Here is an 18,830-nt window from a genome sequence, read left to right as displayed (position 1 = left end):
TGCTGTAGGAGGAATAGAATATGTCACTTATAGAAGAATTAGATCAACTACAACAGGTACAAGATAAAGAAGGAACACTAACGGTTTACTTGAACACCGATTTTCAAGACCAGAACCATCACCGAGGTGAATGGAAGATTCGACTGAAGAATGGTCGAAAGCGGCTGATTGAATACGCAGAGAAGAGCGAAGACGCTGATTCAGTGAAGAAATTGAAGAAGCGACTTGAAGAAGTCGAGTCATACATCAATGACCAACAAGCGAATATGCAACGAGGCTTAGTTATTGTAACGACGGCTAATGGAGATGTGTTCTCTGCACATCTACTGCAAGTGCCAGTTGAAACATCGTTTCATTGGGAAGAAGAAGCTGAGCTTGAACAATTGCATGAGCTTCTTAAATCTTATCCACAAACAGGCATAATCGTCACTCAGAAAACCGATGTTACGTTTATTGATACAGCACTTGGTGAAGTTCGTGATTCGTTTACGTTCAGTTGGGATTTCGAGAACGACGATTGGGTTCAACACGATGCAGGACATGCAAGTTCACCAAACGGTGCCGATACGGCAAATGACGAATTCGACCGCCGTTTTGAAGAGAACATGCAACGTTGGTACAAGAAGCTTGCTCCAGTCATTATACAAGAAATGAAGAAACGCGAATTAAATGGTGCATTCTTCATTGGAAGTAAGCCGATGATCGGGGAACTCACTCAACATTTCTCATCAAACCATATTCAAGGTAGAGTTGAGAAGAACCTTGGTTCAAAGTCAGTGAAAGACATTGTGTACACGGTATTCAAAGAAGCATAGACTTACTCGATTGAATTTGTGAGTGAGACCGAGACAATCGTGTTACTGAAGCAAGTTGCCAATCATATTCATGATTAGGCGTTACTTGATGTTTCTTAACACTAAGCATGAATCTAAAAAGTGGAGAACCGTTTAATACGGTTCTCCACTTTTTAGTCATGTGATCATTCACAGGGAAATTCATAAATTGCAATGCCGTAAGGTCTTGTACCTACAGGCAGGGTAGCGATCACAGTATTGGCGTCAAGGTCAATGACCGATACAGTATTGTCAAAGTTATTGCTAACATAAGCGAGTCGAGTCGCGGGACTGATAGCTACGGCTCTAGGGGCTCTGCCCACTGGAATGACGTCGAGCACTTCATTCGTCACTCCGTCCACGACCGCTAATGTACCATTGTTGACTACAATATAAGCGGTATTCGTTGTAGGATCAATCGCTGTTCGATACGTTTCGTTCGGAAAACTTAATTGATCAACGACGGTATTCGTTGTTAGATCTATAATCGAAACGATAGAAGCTCCTTGCACGGATACATAGGCTTTTCTGTTGACCGAATCAATCGTAATTTGTGTAGGGGTCTGCCCTACAGTAATTTGGCCGATCACCGTGCTTCCATCTATGATTGATACAGTATTGGATGCGGAATTCGTAACATAGACATAATTCGTTACTGGATCTCTCGCGATATCATACGGGGTATTGATTCCGACACCGGTAATTGCACCCACTTGTTGATACGTTGTACCGTCAAGTAGCAAAATTCCTGAACGTGTTGTTGTAACATAATAGATATTTTGCTCAGGATCATAAACAATATTTGTCGGGAAACTTGCCCCTGTCGTAGGTCGATACGTAGCGATAACTTGATTCGTTACTGGGTCAACGACATCAATGGTTTGAGAAAAGCTATTAACGACATTGATTAGACCAGTAAATGGATTATAATATGTTGCGAATGGCTCTCCATTTAGACCGATTGTTCCTAAATCTTCACCGGTTGTCAGATCAATCACACTAAGGTTATTGTTTCCTTCATTTGCTACGTACACTCTACCGCAAGTTGGAGGTACTGGCGGTGTCGGTGACGTCGGTGATGTAGGTGCAGTTGGTGAAGTCGGCACGATAACGTTGCCAGGACCGTTGATGAGGTTATTGTTGATCGTTATGTTGCCACAACACTTCTCTTTATTATTTCTTGTCATGCATAACCCTCCTTTCTACGATAGTATATGTGACAACGTATAATACGGATGGTTATTTGATGAGTGAAAGTCACCTATCACCTATTTAAAGTGGCATGAGAATGATCGAGTTGGATAGTTTTAAGGCTTTCAAAAAAAAGCACCTTCCATGTTTAACTTTGGAAGGTGCTTTACTACTATGCGTTATTATTCTTTAATTCTTTTAACTCTCTAAGAATTGGCATCTCATCTAAGTCGTCTTCGCTGACAATCGACCAATCAATACCGGTAGACTTATGGCTTTCCTGAACTTCGATGATCCGTTCATTGGTAATGACATAATCCATTGAGACATCGTAGTGTGCGCTAGGAAGAGAAAAGTCAGTGAGCTGTAACTCATGGATGGTTGTTACGACAGGAATCGCTCGGTTACCGATTTCTCGAATAATGCCGTATTCCCGATCAGCAAAACCTGCGCCTTTCCCGATGCGGTGACCGCCAAAATCGACAGCAACAGAGCCCATGAGCATGAGATCAATTTCAGGTAGCTCATGGAGTGGGGTAACGTTACCATAGGCATTCATATGCTTTAAACTTGCTGCTTTTCGTTCTTCGCCAGCGGGTACTGTGCCAGGGAGAATAACGACAAACCCGTCTTTAAGCCTTGGTGTAGGAATGAGTAATGTTTTTTGGTCTTTAATCACTTGTGCTCGGATCGGCAATTGAGGCGAATCAGGATTTACTTTTACGACGTTTGCTTCTTTGTATATAGATAGTTGGAACAGTTGCTCTGCTGCAGCTTCTGCTCCTTTGAAATTTGGGATCCTTCCTTCCAATGGGAATGGAAAGCGCCCTGCTTTTTGTTCTGTAAGGTCGGTCCAGATTTTTTCACGTATCGCTTGTTTTTCGTTCAAATTAGGTCTCTCCTTCATGCTTATGAACATTGATTCGTAACGCATTTAACTGTGCGCCAAGTAAAATCATTAATCCAGTTAGGAAAAACCATACCATAAGACCGATAATCGTGCCTAGACTACCGTATATAATCGAGTAGTCATTGAATTGGTTATAAAATGAGAACCCTAGTGAAGCGATCTGCCAACCGATCGTTGCGAATAGGCTCCTGGCCACGTGTCTCGCCAACTAATCCGCTTGCTCGGTACAATTGTGTATAAAATAATCAGTACAATCCCGATAACTAGTACGCTTATGGACCAGCGGACCACGGACCAAAACGGTGCTAGCCAGCTTTCAACTCCTAATGTGCTAAAAATAAATTCTCCAATCGGCTCTCCAAAGATAGGAAAGAGAAGAGAGACGAGTAGTGCTGTAAGGAATGAAACAACAAGAATTGAGCCGACTCCAACCATCCGCTTTAATGACGGGTGGGGGAGTTGATAAGCTTTGTTCACAGCACGAATGACCGCAAAAGAACCGAGAAACGTTAACCAGACAGTTGCGATCGTGCTAATACTTAGTACATTCACTCGTTGATCATTAAAAATATCGCTTAATGTGGATTGAATAAACGAGTAAATTTGATCTGGAATATACGGTGAGATAAGTTCTAAAAGTTCAGCAGTTCCAACTGGAAAGAAACTAATAATATTTAAAATAACAATGAGCAAAGGAAAGAAAGCTAACAAAAAGTAATAAGCCATTTGAGCAGCAACATCAAATAACCTCTGCTCCCACGTCGTTTTGACCATTGCTACGATCAGCTTGACCATTCAATTTCTCCTCACACGATAAGTTCTTGGTAGTTTGAACAATTTTATAAGATCTCAATCATTGCCAGTCTTTTCTTAGGTGAAACACAATCGGTATGCTAATCGCAAGGCAAATTGCTACGATAATATATACTTCTTGAATAGCGCCAAGTCCAGATTGAAGTTCATCAGAAGTTGTTACAAGATGTGAGTTGCGGCGACTTTCATAAAGGATTGATAGCAACACAACGCTAATGACCTTCATCATTTGACGCGCTACATTGTTAAACACAGAGCCAGCAGATACGTGTTCTGCTGGTAAAGCATTTAAACCAGCTGTAGTGACTGGAGTATTAATAAAGCCGTTCGCAATTCCGTGAATCACGAGCAACGTAATGAGTAAGGCAACACTTGTCGTATCAATTGAAAAGGCGAGAATAAACGTCACAACTGTAATCGTAATAACACCAATCATAATGACAGGATAAGGACCTTTGCGGTCAAGGAGACGACCTCCAATTGTCATAGAGATCCCCATGCTAACGCTTGAGGAAACAGTAACAACCCAGCGTACAATGCCGATTGTCCATACACTTCTTGAATAAGGATGGGAATGAGAAGTAAGACAGAGAACATAGCCGTAACACTGTTAATAAGTATGAGTAAACTGGCAGAGAAGACAGTGTTTTTAAGTATTGAAATGTCGAGTAATGGTTCAGAAGTCCGTAATTCGTGGACGACAAAAAGTCCGAGTAATACTATTCCACTAAAGATAAGTAGGTAAACATACAGTCCCGCATTCGTTTGAAGTGCATCGATCCCAATTAACGTTCCTAATATCCCGCCAGTAACGAATAGAAAGCCTAACCAGTCAAATTGACGTCGTTCTTTTTGTGCATCCTCTTGTAAAAACTTAATGGCTAGTAGTAAAGAAATAAAGGCAGTAGGGATGTTCATAAGAAACAGCATGTGCCAAGAAAAGAATTCAAGTAATAACCCACCTGTTGTAGGTCCAATCGTTGGGGCAATCATCACTGCAACGCCCCAGATCCCCATTGCAAATCCCCGTTCTCCTTTCGGGAATTTCTGGAAATCATGATCATCGCAATGGGCATGATCAACCCGCCGCCGATTCCTTGAACGAGCCTAAAGGCAATCATGCTTGCAAAATCCCAAGAAAAAGCCCCTGCTAAAGAAGAAAATAAGAAGATAATCGTTCCTGTAAGAAAGATTGTTTTACTACCAAACCGTTTTGCCAGGTAGGTTGAAACAGGCATAATTAAAGCCATACCTAAAGCAAACGCTGTAATAATCCATTGCCCAGCAACGGCTGTAAGTGCATAAAAACCCATAAAATAAGGCAATGCAACATTCATCAAACTATTGTTTAAGACGACAGTAAAGCCAGCAAATAACGTTGCAGACAAGACGCCCCACTTAGATTTTTGTGGATCACTCATCAATTCCATCCCCTAAAGATTCGAGTTGCGAAGTATTTAGTAAAATAAAAAAAATATTCTCTTTATTATAGCAGAGAATTTGTTATTGGACTATTCGTCATCCGTTCTCATTTGATCATAAAGAGCACCTAGCATTGCGTTAGTCTAGGTGCTCTTGTATAAATGTTGCATTGTAGCTATATTTGCTGTGCTTTAAAGTTGCTCTTCTCATGCTAGACAGACCGACAAGCTGTTGAGCGACAGTGAGCGTTTGTCTGGCGACAGTGAGCGTTTGTCTAGCAACAGCGATGCGGTGTCTAGCGACAGTGAGTGTTTGTCTAGCAACAGCGATGCGGTGTCTAGCGACAGTGGAGCGGTGTCTAGCAACAACGATGCGGTGTCTGGCGCCAGCAAGGCACTGTCTCAACACCGCGTCTCACTGCTCCCCACGATAAACAGGGCGGAAGATGAGTCCTGCAACGATTAATACGATTAACAACGAACCGATTGCGTAATAGAGGCTTCCTTGACCGACCCATTCAATTAAGACGCCGCCAGTGACTGGGCCGAGCATGCTACCGAGACTAAAGGAAATTGCGATGAGGACGTTTCCGGTCGGAAGTAGCTGTCTAGGTAACAAGTCTGCCATGTACATTAATCCGAGTGAATAAAATGAACCGAGCAATCCTCCGGCGACGAGAAAAGCGGCTATGAGAAGAGGAATATGATGTTCAAATTGTGGAATCGCTAAAAAGATCAACGCGCCAACAGTAGCAAGTAGTAAGAGGACTCGTTTACGTCCTGCGCGGTCACTTAATAACCCGAGTGGGATTTGCGTAATTACACCTCCGACTACAAACGCTGGCAGTATAAATGAAAGCCATTCGATGTCAATGCCCATACGCATTGCATAAATCGGGTAACTGCATGAATGGTTGCTTCCATAAATCCAAACGTTAATGGTGGTAGAAATGCAAACCAACCGTATTTGATGACGAGTAAGTAGCGACCCAATACTCCCGATTGTTGTACGGTTTCAACAGTGTTGTCAGGCCATTCGTTTCGCAATTTTAGCATGATGACCCAAATCATCGCACAAAATAGCGCTGCAATCACAAACGGAAGTCGTTCGTCGATCGCTAATAAGTTCGACATGAGTGGCCCGCCGGCGAATCCAGCACTAAACGCCAGTCCGTAGATGGCGATATTTCTTCCGCGTACCGCTTTTGAACTCGTTGATGTAATCCATACTTGTGTTGAAAAATGGACCATATTATCTGCGATTCCGATAATTAATCGTAGGATAAACCAAAACCAGAAGCTTTGCCATAATGGAAATAGTAGCAAAGTAACGATGACGGCGATGAGACCGATTGAAATGACGGGTTTGTATCCATATTTTCGTACAGGGTGTTCAATAAATGGTGAAGCAATCAGAATACCTATGTATAATGCAATTGCATTAAAACCGTTTGATGCAGAGGAATACCCTGCTTGTTCAAGAAGAATCGCTAGTAAAGGCAATAACATACCTTGGACAAACCCGGCGATAAAGACCATAATGACGAGCATTGTAAATCGAAATGTTGGTGAATTGGATTGTAACGTAGTCAAAATTACCGCTCCTTATCGTGTACAAAAGCTATCATAGCGAAGTTTCGTACAATTGAAAAGGTGAAAAGCAAACCGTTCGCAAACGGGAGAAACATTCGGTACAATATACGAGAATAAAGGAGGCAAAATCATGAAATTCACAATTCATAATGAGGAAGCATTTGAAACAGAAGCACCATTTGGACCTCTTGTCATCTCAGGAAACGATGAATTTGGTTATCGTCCTTATCAATTACTCGTATCATCAATTGCTGGTTGTAGCGCAAGCGTATTTCGTAAGATATTGAGAAAACGTCGGGTTGAATTTGAAGACATCGTTGTCGAAGCTGAAGTAACTAGAAATGACAACCCTCCTAATGAAGTACAAGCTGTTCACCTCCATTTTACCGTTACAGCACAAGGTGTTTCAGAAGAGCAATTGCAAAAGATGCTCCATGTTGCTTCTAAAAACTGTCCGATCGTTCAATCAGTAAATCAGTCTATTGAAATTAAAGAAACGTTAACATTACGAACGTAACATGTGCGAGAGCGGATCATTCCGGTCTCGTATTTTTATGAAGGAAAATTCAATAAAATGAACATAAGACGTAGATTTCTCAATGGGAAAAATATAAAGTGATTATATAACGAATAATTCTTAAAATTATTGAAAGGTGATCACAATGTCGGATCTCATTGGTGTAGTAGTTGTCATTGGTGCTGCAAATGTTATTGCGTTGCCGTTCCTCATATTAGGCTGATATACAAAAGACGAACGAAAAAGTGGACGAGAGTCGAAGGGGAGATCGTGCCTTTTCCTAAACAAGAAGCCTTCATGAACAAAATTCCGAAAAAAAGCCCGGCGATTCGTCACGGTTTCAAATGCAAAGCCAACGGTTCGCTTTGAGCGAATTGACGGGGTTGAGCAAGTCGTAACCGCAGGCATTAGTCACGATCCGCCTCTTAAGATTGGCAGGCAGATTGGGGTGTATTACAATCCAGAGCAGCCAACGAAAATAACGCTAGAACATTTTGCGCACAATGGGAACGCCTTGTTACTCGTCGCAATCATTCTTTACGTACTATCACTTATTCCTATTGCAATCATTCTTAGTAGTTAATTACGCACGGTTCCATAACTTCATGGAATCGTGCTTTTTCTTGTGTAAAGGACAGGTTCTATTACGAAAATAAAAGTCAGTGATGATTAATTTGGATAAAACATACGGCCTCTGAAAAGACTATAAAAAAAATCGCTTTTGGAGGTTATTATGAAACGAATTGGTCGAATCCTCATGATCATGCTCGTTCTTGCAAGTGCCTTGTTACCGTTGATTGCCAATGCAGAAAGTGAGCCTGAAGCAAACCCATTTGAAAAGCCTGATTATGTTTATAATATTTCTAGGGAGAATACGTTTGAGAATGTGAGTCGAGAATTGCCTTACTTGGAGCCTGCTGAATTTACAAGTCGTCTGCAGGACGCGTCTGACGTTCGCATCGAAAATCCAACACTCATTTCTATGCTCAATGAATCCAATGTGAAAGATTCGAAGTAGCCTTCGGTGTAAATGCATCGATTTATTTAGGCTCTTGGGCGCTCTCTTACGATTCCGAAGAAACAGATGTAAACTGGGAGTACGAAAGGATTAACTCGAATACGATTGATAATCGTGGCGGTGAGGACTCTTCAAAACTTTCATTTGTACAAAATGATGACAAGTTCATCAAAGGGGAATTATTAAGTCCTGTTCCTCAACAAGAAGATGTTCAGAACATGATGCGAATTACAGCAACGAAGAAAACGTCGTTACCGTTAACGTTCTTAGCACCTATTGGAAGAGAAACGAAGATTGGTCCAGAATATCAAGTCCATGCAGGTCAGATGGGTACGGTTCAAGGATATGTACCGGCCGTTCATGACCAAGGGACGGTCACTTATGGAGAAGTGTTCTTAACGTTAAAAGGGAAAAATCCAGCACTCGTCGTTAAAAATATCGAAAAGCAACAGGTCGATGCTTGGATTCCAGTTAAGGACTTTGTCACATTGAAGTATAACAATGGATAAAACGAAACAAGCTTCTATTTGAAATAGAAGCTTGTGTTTTTATAGGCGACTTGCACGTTGTTTGAAATCGATATTTTTATAATAAGCGTTTTTAACGAGGGCATTCGGTCCTAAGCATTGAACCGAAGGGCAATGGCAGTTAAGGGTTTGGTTTAGCGCTGTTTGTTGCCACTTATCAAATGCATCAGTAAGCGATGTGTCGCGGATATTCCCAAGCTTTGGTTCATCACCAAAGTCTGTCACGATAATATCCCCATCAAAGATGTTAACGTTTAAACGACTTCGACCATCAGGGTCATTTCGAATGGTGACGCCATCGGTTTCATGTAGTCGTTTGATGAGCGCCACATCTTCATCATTATCATTGCATGCGTAAAAAGGTAAAGTCCCAAACAACATCCACGTATTTGGATCTTTAACGTCTAGCAATCGGTGAATGCCCTTACGGATATCAGGAAGTGTTGAAATGCTTAGCTTAGAAGCGAAGTCACTCGGATACATCGGGTGAACTTCATGGCGCTGACAGCCCATAGAAACAATTTGTTCATGAATTTTTTTCTAAGTGGGGCAATGTCCGTTCATTAACCATCGTTTCAGCTGAAACGAGAACCCCACGTTTCGTTAGCTCTCGAGCATTTTCAACCATTCGATCAAAGAAGGCATACCGTTTATCCATGCTAGGTGCATTCGCCATTTCTTTGAATCCAATTTCAGCGAAGTCTTCTTTGCTGCCGTAGTTGTGTGAGATATGTAATACATCTAAATAAGGCAGGATCACTTCATATTGCTTTAATGGAAGTGTGAGGTTGGAATTAATTTGAGTTCTTGCTCCGCGTTCATGCGCATAGCGCAAAAGTGGAACAACGTAGTGATCAACCGATTTCTTTGATAGCATCGGCTCGCCACCTGTAATGCTCAGTGCTCTTAAATGAGGAATTTCATCTAATCGTTTTTTTTGAGCAGTTCAAACGGTAATGCTTCAGGGTCTTTACGCTGGAGCATATACCCGACAGCACAATGTTCACAGCGCATATTGCATAGCGTTGTTGTTGTAAATTCTATATTCGTTAACGTAGACTGCCCAAACAATTGCAGGTCTTCGTAAGCTTCCCACGGGTCGTTTTGGGGTGTGATCGGTTGGTGATGAGTTGCAGGCGTATGTAAAGACATCGTTCGTCTCCTTTATGGTAGAAAGTCAAGAACAGCAAAACTGCACTATTTCCCATTGTAACATACAGAAATGGATATTTTATGGATCGGGAAGGAACTAAACATGAAGCGATTAATGATAGTAGTTATAGGGTTATGTTTATTCTCTGCTAGCACAACATATGAAGAGGCTTTTGCTGAAGAATCTTATGGATGGAACTTCAAACCAGCAAAAAATAACGAAACACCGACGACAGAAGAGCAGTACTTAGAATGGCTCGATAAGTATGATGGATACTTTCTCGGCGATGCAAATGAAAAAGAATTGTATGTAACATTTGATAGCGGTTATGAAAATGGTACAATGCCAGATCTTTTAGACATTCTAAAAGAAAAGCAAGTGCCTGCAGCCTTTTTTGTAACAGGTCATTATTTAGAAAGTGAGCCTGAATTGATTAAACGTATGGCTAATGAAGGGCATATTGTCGCAAATCATTCGTGGAGCCATCCGCATTTTCCGGACTTGTCTGATGAACGAATTATCGAAGAGTTGAAGAAAGTAGAAGATCATTATTTTGCTTTAACAGGAAATCCGATGCATTATGTACGACCACCTCGAGGAACATTTAATGAGCGCACGTTAGACGTATCAAAGAAGTATGGCTATCATCATATCTTTTGGTCGTTTGCCTATGTTGATTGGAATACTGATGATCAAAAAGGAAAAGCGTACGCGTATGAAAAAATAATGGACCGTGTCCATCCAGGGGCGATTCTTTTACTTCATTCCGTCTCAACTGATAATCGAGACGCGCTCGGGGATGTTATTGATCAGTTAAAGGCTGAGGGTTATACATTCAAGAGTTTAGACGAACTTACGGGTAAACACTCAGCCTCACCAATCATTAGTGGGCAAACAAGCGAGCCCCAATTCGGTCTGCAACCGTTTGTAACGTGGATAAATCCGTAACATCAAAGGCAACCGTTTCTTTTGTACGAACGACAAGTTTTCCATTGTCTTCATTCTCACCGATCGCAAAACTTAGAGAACCTATGTATTCATCTTCATCGCAGTCAGAAGCAACAATTGGTTTATCATCACCTAAATGAAGTGCAGCGTAATGAATGTAATTAACACGCTCTACTAATGTGTGGACGGTCTCTTCTAAAAACCGTGGATGTTTATTATTTTTTTCGAGTTCAGCTACAATCTTAATTGCAGCAATGTCTGTTGCGATTGACATAGTAATCCCTCCAGTGATCATTCGTGCATGTTCAATTCTAACAAACGTTATGCATTAGATTCGCTAGTAAGTTTAGGAAATGTGTGGTTTAGTCAATAAACGTTCATACATTTCCATTCGGTTCATCATGATTTTCGTGTACACTTGTAAGCAGACAGTTTGAATGAGCAATGCGGAAATTGGGGGCTTGACGATGTCGACGCTTTTTTTTGACAGGCTTTTTTGTTGCAGGGGTTTTTACGGCCTATACAACATTCCTAATGCTTATAACGTGGCCGAATCGGAAAAACGCACGCTATAAACAAGTGAAATATTTTGGAGCGAGTATTTCTTCTGCAGCAGTTTTGTTTTTACTTTTTTGGGTGACTGCAGACGACCATGAATTTATACCCGCTGAAATGATGTATGCAACGCCAGAGTCGCTTTCAACAGTAGAAGAGCAAGCGAGTTGGCACATAACATCAGAACTAGGACAAGTAACCGTTGATCACAATGATGTGATCCGTAATCTCGAATTTGTAGAGAATAATGAGGAACAGTTTACTGAACTTCATGCATCGCTTACAACAGAAGACAATGTAACGACAGAACTGATTCGTTCATCTACGATGAACCGTACAGCAAGAGTGTTACAACGTTTGTCGCAAATTGAAGAAGTTGATATCATTCATCTTAATTGGGACCTTTATTATGAGCCAGAGTATGGACCAGGTGAATTCGATACGATCTTAGAGATGACGGTATTCAATGAACAATTACGGAATATTGAATGGGAAAGCCTCGAGCAATTTGATGCAGAATTAATTGCAACAGAATATTGGGAGAAGCCAGAGCTAAGTGCTGTGGTGAACGAAGAGAAAGCAGGGAGCTAATCCTTGCTTTTTATTTTGTGTATAAAAAGTAAATTTTCTAAAAAAACATGTTGACGTTAATGCGATGAAGCAGTAGAATACTATTTAATTCATATAAGATTAGTATGATTAAACATGAATAAGGAGAATATTAGGAGGAGTCAGAACAATGAGTAAACACCAAGACGATGTAAAAACCTATGATTTAGAGACTCTCGTATTGCACGGTGGTCACCATCCTGATCCGACAACCGGTTCAAGAGCAGTGCCAATTTACCAGACGAGTTCGTATGTCTTTCACGATACTGAGCATGCAAAGCAACTGTTTGCGTTAGATGAACCAGGAAACATTTATTCAAGAATTGGTAATCCTACGGTCGAAGTTTTGGAAAAGCGAATTGCTTTGTTAGAAGACGGAGTAGCGGCGGTAGCAACAGCTTCAGGGCAAGCTGCAATTACATTAGCGATCTTAAACATTTGTCAATCAGGCGATGAGATTGTTGCGGCGAACAATCTTTATGGCGGTACATATAACCTCTTTGCGACAACACTTCCGAAATACGGAATTCATGTGACGTTTGTTGATGCAACAGATCCTTCAAACATTGAGAGCGCGATTACCCCGAATACAAAAGCAGTTTTTGCTGAGATTATTGGAAATCCAAGCTTACACGTCTTAGATGTTGAAGCAGTTGCTGATGTTGCACACCAAGCTGGGATTCCTCTAATTATTGACAGCACGTTTGCTAGTCCTGCTGTTTGTCGCCCGATTACGTGGGGAGCAGATATTGTCGTTCATTCAACAACGAAGTGGATTGGTGGTCACGGAACAACGATCGGCGGAATTATCGTTGATGGTGGTCGTTTTAATTGGAATAGCGAGAAGTTCCCTGGTTTTACAGAGCCAGATCCAAGTTATCATGGTGTGCGTTATGCAGTTGATTTCGCTACTCTTGCGTTTAGTCAAAAAGTACGCGTCCAACTTCTACGTGATTTCGGTCCAGCGCTTAGTCCGTTTAATGCATTCTTACTATTGCAAGGGTTGGAAACATTGCCACTTCGAATTGAGCGTCATCAAGAGAATTCTTTGAAGATCGCTGAATATTTAGAGTCTCACCCTGCTGTTGACTGGGTTTCTTATCCAGGGCTGCAATCACACGACTCTCATGAACTTGCAAAGAAGTATTTGCAACGTGGGTTTGGTTCTGTCGTGAACTTCGGAATTAAAGGTGGACTTGAAGCAGGGAAAACATTCATTGATTCTGTATCAATTTGGTCGCACCTTGCAAACGTTGGTGACGCAAAGTCTCTCGTCATTCATCCTGCTAGTACAACGCATCAACAATTGAATGAAGAAGAGCGAAAGAAGTCAGGCGTGTTAGAAGAGCTTATTCGTCTTTCTGTTGGCTTAGAGTCGTCAGGAGATTTAATCACTGCACTCGATAAAGCTCTTTATAAAGCAACAGGATTAAGTCATGCAGGTAGTAGCAGACCAGAGGGAGTCGTGAATGATGAAGGGGTCATTCGCTGGGCGCTTCATTCTTCGCTCGAACGGACGACTGTTGATGGTCAAGACTCTGTTCGAACGAAATCATTAGCTGTTGTTGGATTAAGTGGCAATGCTGCTAGACCTAGCTATCGACTTGCTCGAAAAATGCAACGACTCGGGTACAAGATTATTCCGGTAAACCCTAAGGAAACAGAGATCTTAGGAGAGAAAGTCTATCCAGATCTTCAATCAATCGATGAAAAAATCGACATCGTACAAGTGTTTAGAAGTCCGGAGGCGGCAATTGGTATAGCTGAAGAGGCAATTCTTACAGATGCTTCGGTTTTCTGGCTACAAGAGGGTGTTATTTCTGATGAGGCGGTTCGCATTGCGACCGAAGGTGGTTTAGAAGTGGTTCACAACAGATGTACGTATAAGGAAGCCCAACGAATGCGTGGCACAATCCGTACATTCAGTGGCCAATAAACTATCATTAGAAATAGGAGTGGAGAATGTTGAAAAAAAGAAATGTAGGATTTACGTTACTAGCCGGAGCACTACTGTTGTCAGCTTGTGGAAGTTCCACGAGCGGTGAGGAAAGCGCACCAGAGACCATTCGCTTAGATTATGCGTTTTATTCACCGACGAGTCTTGTCTTAAAGGAGTCAGGCAAGGTCGAAGAACACTTTGAAGAACAAGGAATTGATGTAGAGTGGGTACTCAGTCAAGGAAGTAACCGAGCGATTGAATTACTCAATTCTAACAGTGTTGACTTTGGCTCTACTGCAGGAGCGGCAGCTCTTGTTGCCAAATCGAACCACGCGCCAATTGAGACAGTTTACGTTGCTTCTGATCCTGAATGGACAGCGCTTCTATCAAATGGTGACATTGAAACGATTGAAGATTTAAAAGGCAAACAAGTAGCGGCAACGATGGGTACTGATCCTCATATTTTCTTATTAAGAGCTCTACACGAAGCTGGCATCGATGAAAGTGAAATTACGATCGTTCAACTGCAACATAACGACGGTGCATCCGCATTAGCAACAGGGGAAGTGGATGCTTGGGCAGGGCTTGATCCACATATGGCTACCCAAGAAGTTGAACATGATGCAGAGCTGTTTTACCGCAATCAAGACTTCAATACGTATAGTGTCTTAAATGTGCGTGAGGACTTTGCTGAAAGTCATCCAGAACTCGTTGAAGAAGTCATTGAATTATACGAAGAAGCAAGAAAATGGACGCTTGATAACCATGAGGAAGCGACAGCCATTCTTGCGGAACAAGCTGATTTAAGTGAGGAAGTCGCAGCAATACAAATGGAAAGAAATGATTTCTCGAACCCCGTTCTTGAAGATGAGCATCGCGATGCACTAATTGGTGCGGGTGTTGTGTTAGAGGAAGGTCATTTAGGTCCAGCAGCTTCTTCAGTAGAAGAGTTAGTCGATGAATTGCTGAACCCTACGTATGTCGAATCGGTCGTTGGCTCTACGAGCGATTAATGGGGGAGCACTATGACACAAACAGAAGTATCACATTCATCGAATAAGAAATCTTCAAAGAAAAAAAGCAACAACTTCTAGTGCAAACTATGCTCGCTCATTTGCAATCGGCTTAATTATTCCAGCTCTTCTTCTTCTCATTTGGGAAGTGGCATCTAGAGCTGGGATTTTCCCTCAATATTTATTACCAGCTCCTTCTGCAGTCATTTCTACGTTGGTCGCCTTAGCGAGTAGTGGAGAACTATGGACACACGTTTCATCAACCTTATCTCGCGTACTCATCGGATTTTTCTTAGGAACAATTGTTGCGGTCGTCTTAGGTTCATTTATCGGCTTTTTTTTAAACCGTTGGAACGACTATTCGATCCACTCCTTCAAGCGTTAAGATCGATTCCTTCATTAGCGTGGGTACCACTCTTTATTCTATGGATGGGAATAGCGGAAACGTCAAAAGTGACGCTTATTGCAGTTGGAGTTTTTTTTCCCAGTGTATTTGAATATTGTAAGTGGCATTCAAGGCGTTGACCGGAAGCTCATTGAAGTTGGGAAAGTTTACAACATGTCAACAGCTTCTATTATTACAAGAATTGTATTACCTGCTTCTTTACCTTCATTTCTTGTTGGGCTTAGAAGTGGACTTGGTTTAGGGTGGATGTTTGTTGTAGCTGCAGAACTTATGGGAGCAAGTGAAGGCTTAGGCTTCTTGTTAACACTCGGACAGAATACGTCGCGACCCGATACAATTTTAGCGAGTATCATTTTGTTTGCGATCCTCGGTAAAGCAACCGATGCAATTCTAAAACAATTAGAAAACCGTTCATTACGTTGGCAAGATCGGTATGAGACATAAAGGAGGGCATGAGCATGTTAGCGGTTCAAAAGGTGAGTCGTACGTTTGACAATGGGTATAAAGCATTTAAGCCGGTAAGCTTTCATACAGAACAAAGTGAGATTGTCGGCATACTCGGTACGAGCGGTTGTGGGAAAAGTACGTTACTACGTGCCATAGCCGGACTTGATCTCGGCTTTGACGGTGAGATTTCGTTTCAAGAGCAATCAGTAAGAAGTGGCACGGATCACACGGGTGTTGTATTCCAAGAGCCCGATTAATGCCTTGGTTAACGGTCATTGACAACGTTGTGTTCGGTTTAAAAGGGAACAAACAAGAAAAGCGTGAGAAGGATCCCGTCTTCTTCGTGCTGTAGGGCTAAAAGATACAGAAAAACTATATCCGCGAGAGCTTTCAGGGGGCATGGCACAGCGAGCGGCCATTGCAAGAGCCCTCGTTACAAACCCGCAATTGTTGCTACTTGATGAACCATTTAGTGCACTAGATGCGTTTACAAAAATGCAATTGCAAGAGTTACTCATCGATTTATGGGAGACAAATCATACGTCGATGCTCATTGTTACCCATGATATTGATGAAGCGTTATTCTTATGCGATCGCGTGTTAATCTTTCGAGATCAACCTGGGGTGCTTTTTAAAGATTTGAAGATTGATTTGCAAAGACCTCGGGAGCGAGGATCACTCGCGATGGCAGAATACAAACGTGAAATCTTGCAATCATTAGATTTAAATCATGACGTTCATGTAAAGTCAGCAATTTAGACAATTGAGGAGGATTAACGGTGAGTTCAATTACATCAGGAGAACGTCTTATTTTAGCGAGTGAGCTTAAAGAAAAAGCAAATATAGAATCCGTGGACGCTACTTCGTTTCATTGGAAAGACGAGTTCGATCAATGGAGAGCACGTTTGCAAGGAAAATGGAATGCCGCTTATGAATGTATCGACCGACACGTAGATGAAGGGAGAGGCGACCGAGTCGCGATGATCTATGTGAACGATGACATAGAAGAAGAAATCACATACCGTCAATTAAAGAACGAAACGGATCGACTTGCTGTTGTCATTAAAGCAAAGGGAATCAAACGGGGCGAGCGCGTGTTCACGCTATTGCCAAAGACACCTAACGCATACATTGCGGTGCTCGCCATTATTAAAGCGGGCGCTGTTGCTGGTCCATTGTTTGAGGCATTTCAAGAAGACGCAATTTTCGAGCGGATGTACAATTGTGATGCCAAAATGATCATTACCGATGCACAGTTAAAAAGCCGAGTACCATTAAATAAGCTGCCGGCATTAGAACATGTTCTAATTGATGGGGAAGATGCGGACAAGGAAGCGGGAGAGTATCATCTTCAAGAGGAACTTGAATCGGTTTCTAAAGAGAGTGCCGCACAAGTGACGGAATGGATGGATGAGAACGAAGGCATGATCATTCATTATACATCGGGTTCAACAGGGCAACCTAAAGGAGTTCTGCATTCTCATCGGGCAATCGTCCAGCAGAAAAAGACTGGCGAATGGGTGCTAGATCTAAAAGAAAACGATGTGTATTGGTGCACATCACACCCAGGTTGGGTAACCGGTAGCTCTTACGGAATTTTTGCCCCTTTCTTAAACGGTGCAACGAGTCTAATTAATACAGGACGCTTTGATGCAAATGAATGGTATAGCTATATTGAACGATTTAACGTGACGGTTTGGTATAGTGCGCCAACGGCATTTCGAATGTTAAAAGCTGCTGGTGGTCAGGAATTAATTGAGCGATATAACTTGTCTAGCTTACGACATGTGTTAAGTGTAGGAGAACCTTTAAATCCAGAAATTGTAAAGTGGGGTTATGAACAGCTAAACGTTCGAATTCACGATACGTGGTGGATGACTGAAACGGGAGCGCAATTAATCGTTAATCTCCCGCATCAAACGATAAAAGCAGGCTCAATGGGACGACCGTTACCTGGAATTACAGTTGCAATTCTTGATGAAGAGGGCAATCCATTGCCACGCGGAGTGGTCGGTCAACTAGCTGTTCAAAAAGGCTGGCCATCAATGATGCGTGAAATTTGGAAGAACGAGGAGAAGTATCGTTCTTATTTTCCTTATGATGGAGAATGGTATGTCTCTGGTGATCTAGCATACCAAGATGAGGAAGGATTCATATTCTTTCAAAGTCGAAATGATGATATGATTAACTCTTCTGGAGAGCGTATCGGTCCTTTTGAAGTGGAAAGTGCGCTAATTACTCATGATGCCGTCATTGAAGCGGCAGTTGTAGGTAAAGCCGATGAGCTACGAGGGGAGATTGTCAAAGGCTTTGTTGTCTTACACCCTAACTATGAAGAGTCACCAACATTACTTGAAGAGATTCGTTTACACGTTCGAGGCAAACTTGCAGCACATGCAGCACCGAGAGAAATTGAAGTGCTGAAAGAGTTGCCGAAAACGAGGATTAGCGGTAAGATCATGCGACGATTATTAAAAGAACAAGCATAAGAAAAACGCAGGAGCTAAAAGCTCCTGCGTTTTTGTATTTGTAATTAGTCTAGATCTGCTGGGTAAACACCATTCTCATCGTGGATTTCACGACCGCTTAATGGTGGGTTGAATACACAAACCATACGTGCATCTTCAATGCCGCGAAGTAGGTGCTCATCATGCTCATCAAGTGCATAAAGTGTACCTGCTTTAATCGTGTGTACTTTGTTATCACTTAACGTAACAACTTCTGCATGACCCTCGATGCAATAGACTGCTTCGAGGTGGTTTTGATACCAGATGTGTGTTTCTGTACCAGCACGGATAATCGTGTCATTCACAGAATAACCCATTCCGTCTTTTTTTGGAGATGAGACGGCGACTAACCCAGTTGCCACCTTCGACTTCTTTTTCAGTTCCTAGGATGTCTTCTAATTTAACGACTTTCATGTGTATTGCCTCCTAT

At 42.0% G+C, this 18,830-nt stretch carries 15 protein-coding genes and 8 pseudogenes; 12 read left to right on the top strand and 11 right to left on the bottom strand.

Annotation, left to right across the window (positions count from 1 at the left end; translation table 11 throughout):
* The first annotated feature begins 20 nt into the window (after positions 1-20).
* The gene (locus tag JCM19055_RS19680; protein WP_042360948.1) at positions 21-815 is read left to right on the top strand and encodes a VLRF1 family aeRF1-type release factor; all 795 of its coding nucleotides are present in this window, start codon (positions 21-23) and stop codon (positions 813-815) included.
* A 164-nt stretch (positions 816-979) separates the two neighbouring features.
* Here JCM19055_RS19680 and JCM19055_RS19675 read toward each other — a convergent pair whose 3' ends face one another.
* From JCM19055_RS19675 to JCM19055_RS32315, 8 genes and pseudogenes are all read right to left on the bottom strand, one after another.
* Positions 980-2,020: a hypothetical protein gene (locus JCM19055_RS19675; RefSeq protein WP_042360947.1), complete on the bottom strand. Its 1,041-nt coding sequence runs from the start codon at positions 2,018-2,020 to the stop codon at positions 980-982.
* Between the two features lie 176 nt (positions 2,021-2,196).
* Entirely contained in the window at positions 2,197-2,913 is a 717-nt protein-coding gene (locus JCM19055_RS19670; RefSeq protein ID WP_052366582.1) for a 5-formyltetrahydrofolate cyclo-ligase, read from the bottom strand.
* 1 nt (position 2,914) lies between these two features.
* Positions 2,915-3,660 (bottom strand): annotated as a pseudogene (locus JCM19055_RS19665) (YihY/virulence factor BrkB family protein).
* 127 nt (positions 3,661-3,787) lie between these two features.
* Entirely contained in the window at positions 3,788-4,246 is a 459-nt protein-coding gene (locus JCM19055_RS24775; protein ID WP_265182404.1) for an MFS transporter, read from the bottom strand.
* Positions 4,231-5,168, bottom strand: a pseudogene (locus JCM19055_RS30525) (MFS transporter). Before JCM19055_RS30525 ends, JCM19055_RS24775 begins: the two are co-directional and overlap by 16 nt.
* 139 nt (positions 5,169-5,307) lie before the next feature.
* Entirely contained in the window at positions 5,308-5,577 is a 270-nt protein-coding gene (locus tag JCM19055_RS26755) for a hypothetical protein (protein ID WP_152549994.1), read from the bottom strand.
* Between the two features lie 6 nt (positions 5,578-5,583).
* Entirely contained in the window at positions 5,584-6,096 is a 513-nt protein-coding gene (locus JCM19055_RS32320; protein ID WP_370543240.1) for an MFS transporter, read from the bottom strand.
* Positions 6,000-6,761 carry an MFS transporter gene (locus JCM19055_RS32315; protein ID WP_370543239.1) on the bottom strand — a complete coding sequence of 254 codons (762 nt, stop codon included), beginning with the start codon at positions 6,759-6,761 and terminating at the stop codon, positions 6,000-6,002. Before JCM19055_RS32315 ends, JCM19055_RS32320 begins: the two co-directional genes overlap by 97 nt.
* Positions 6,762-6,891: 130 nt before the next feature.
* Here JCM19055_RS32315 and JCM19055_RS19650 point away from each other — a divergent pair, with 130 nt between their 5' ends.
* The 3 genes and pseudogenes from JCM19055_RS19650 to JCM19055_RS25890 all read left to right on the top strand — a co-directional run bounded on the left by JCM19055_RS19650 (position 6,892) and on the right by JCM19055_RS25890 (position 8,805).
* Positions 6,892-7,278 (top strand): OsmC family protein, encoded by a 387-nt coding sequence (locus JCM19055_RS19650; RefSeq protein WP_042360945.1) that lies wholly within the window; start codon positions 6,892-6,894, stop codon positions 7,276-7,278.
* 349 nt (positions 7,279-7,627) lie between these two features.
* A pseudogene (locus JCM19055_RS32310) lies at positions 7,628-7,861 on the top strand (DUF3592 domain-containing protein); the annotation flags it as partial.
* A gap of 150 nt (positions 7,862-8,011) precedes the next feature.
* Positions 8,012-8,805 (top strand): annotated as a pseudogene (locus tag JCM19055_RS25890) (YfkD family protein).
* 39 nt (positions 8,806-8,844) lie between these two features.
* Here JCM19055_RS25890 and yfkAB read toward each other — a convergent pair.
* A pseudogene (gene yfkAB, locus JCM19055_RS19640) lies at positions 8,845-9,975 on the bottom strand (radical SAM/CxCxxxxC motif protein YfkAB).
* A gap of 103 nt (positions 9,976-10,078) precedes the next feature.
* Here yfkAB and pdaA point away from each other — a divergent pair.
* Positions 10,079-10,924 (top strand): delta-lactam-biosynthetic de-N-acetylase, encoded by an 846-nt coding sequence (gene pdaA / locus JCM19055_RS19635; RefSeq protein ID WP_042360944.1) that lies wholly within the window; start codon positions 10,079-10,081, stop codon positions 10,922-10,924.
* Here the strand turns inward: pdaA and JCM19055_RS19630 are convergent.
* Positions 10,860-11,198, bottom strand: coding sequence for a hypothetical protein (locus tag JCM19055_RS19630; RefSeq protein WP_042360943.1), 339 nt, complete (start codon positions 11,196-11,198; stop codon positions 10,860-10,862). The two genes, pdaA and JCM19055_RS19630, sit on opposite strands and share 65 nt — an antisense overlap.
* A gap of 209 nt (positions 11,199-11,407) precedes the next feature.
* Between JCM19055_RS19630 and JCM19055_RS19625 the strand changes: the two genes are divergently transcribed.
* From JCM19055_RS19625 to acsA, 7 genes and pseudogenes are all read left to right on the top strand, one after another.
* Positions 11,408-12,070 (top strand): hypothetical protein, encoded by a 663-nt coding sequence (locus JCM19055_RS19625; RefSeq protein WP_042360942.1) that lies wholly within the window; start codon positions 11,408-11,410, stop codon positions 12,068-12,070.
* Positions 12,071-12,218: 148 nt separating this feature from the next.
* Complete coding sequence (locus tag JCM19055_RS19620; RefSeq protein WP_042360941.1) at positions 12,219-14,024, top strand: PLP-dependent aspartate aminotransferase family protein; 1,806 nt, start codon at positions 12,219-12,221, stop codon at positions 14,022-14,024.
* Between the two features lie 29 nt (positions 14,025-14,053).
* A complete protein-coding gene (locus JCM19055_RS19615; protein WP_265182403.1) occupies positions 14,054-15,040 on the top strand; it encodes an aliphatic sulfonate ABC transporter substrate-binding protein in 987 nt (328 codons plus the stop codon).
* A gap of 106 nt (positions 15,041-15,146) precedes the next feature.
* Positions 15,147-15,890 (top strand): annotated as a pseudogene (locus JCM19055_RS19610) (ABC transporter permease).
* 14 nt (positions 15,891-15,904) lie between these two features.
* On the top strand, positions 15,905-16,150 hold the full coding sequence (locus JCM19055_RS32305) for an ATP-binding cassette domain-containing protein (RefSeq protein WP_370543238.1): 246 nt from the start codon (positions 15,905-15,907) through the stop codon (positions 16,148-16,150).
* Between the two features lie 139 nt (positions 16,151-16,289).
* Positions 16,290-16,652 (top strand): annotated as a pseudogene (locus tag JCM19055_RS32300) (ATP-binding cassette domain-containing protein); the annotation flags it as partial.
* A 20-nt stretch (positions 16,653-16,672) separates the two neighbouring features.
* Positions 16,673-18,382, top strand: coding sequence for an acetate--CoA ligase (acsA, locus tag JCM19055_RS19600; RefSeq protein WP_265182402.1), 1,710 nt, complete (start codon positions 16,673-16,675; stop codon positions 18,380-18,382).
* Between the two features lie 44 nt (positions 18,383-18,426).
* Here acsA and JCM19055_RS19595 read toward each other — a convergent pair.
* Positions 18,427-18,814: pseudogene (locus tag JCM19055_RS19595) on the bottom strand (ectoine synthase).
* Positions 18,815-18,830: the final 16 nt, after the last annotated feature.

The organism is Geomicrobium sp. JCM 19055, from assembly GCF_000698185.1.
Lineage (GTDB): Bacteria > Bacillota > Bacilli > Bacillales > Marinococcaceae > Geomicrobium_A > Geomicrobium_A sediminis.
This window is presented reverse-complemented; position numbering and strand designations above follow the sequence as displayed.

Excerpts from the sequence above, each read along its gene's own strand:
- JCM19055_RS19680 (WP_042360948.1), top strand. The coding sequence starts at position 21 with ATGTCACTTATAGAAGAATTAGATCAACTACAACAGGTACAAGATAAA.
- JCM19055_RS19675 (WP_042360947.1), bottom strand. The coding sequence starts at position 2,020 with ATGACAAGAAATAATAAAGAGAAGTGTTGTGGCAACATAACGATCAAC.
- JCM19055_RS24775 (WP_265182404.1), bottom strand. The coding sequence starts at position 4,246 with ATGGGGATCTCTATGACAATTGGAGGTCGTCTCCTTGACCGCAAAGGT.
- JCM19055_RS19650 (WP_042360945.1), top strand. The coding sequence starts at position 6,892 with ATGAAATTCACAATTCATAATGAGGAAGCATTTGAAACAGAAGCACCA.
- pdaA (WP_042360944.1), top strand. The coding sequence starts at position 10,079 with ATGAAGCGATTAATGATAGTAGTTATAGGGTTATGTTTATTCTCTGCT.
- JCM19055_RS19630 (WP_042360943.1), bottom strand. The coding sequence starts at position 11,198 with ATGTCAATCGCAACAGACATTGCTGCAATTAAGATTGTAGCTGAACTC.
- JCM19055_RS19620 (WP_042360941.1), top strand. The coding sequence starts at position 12,219 with ATGAGTAAACACCAAGACGATGTAAAAACCTATGATTTAGAGACTCTC.
- JCM19055_RS32305 (WP_370543238.1), top strand. The coding sequence starts at position 15,905 with ATGTTAGCGGTTCAAAAGGTGAGTCGTACGTTTGACAATGGGTATAAA.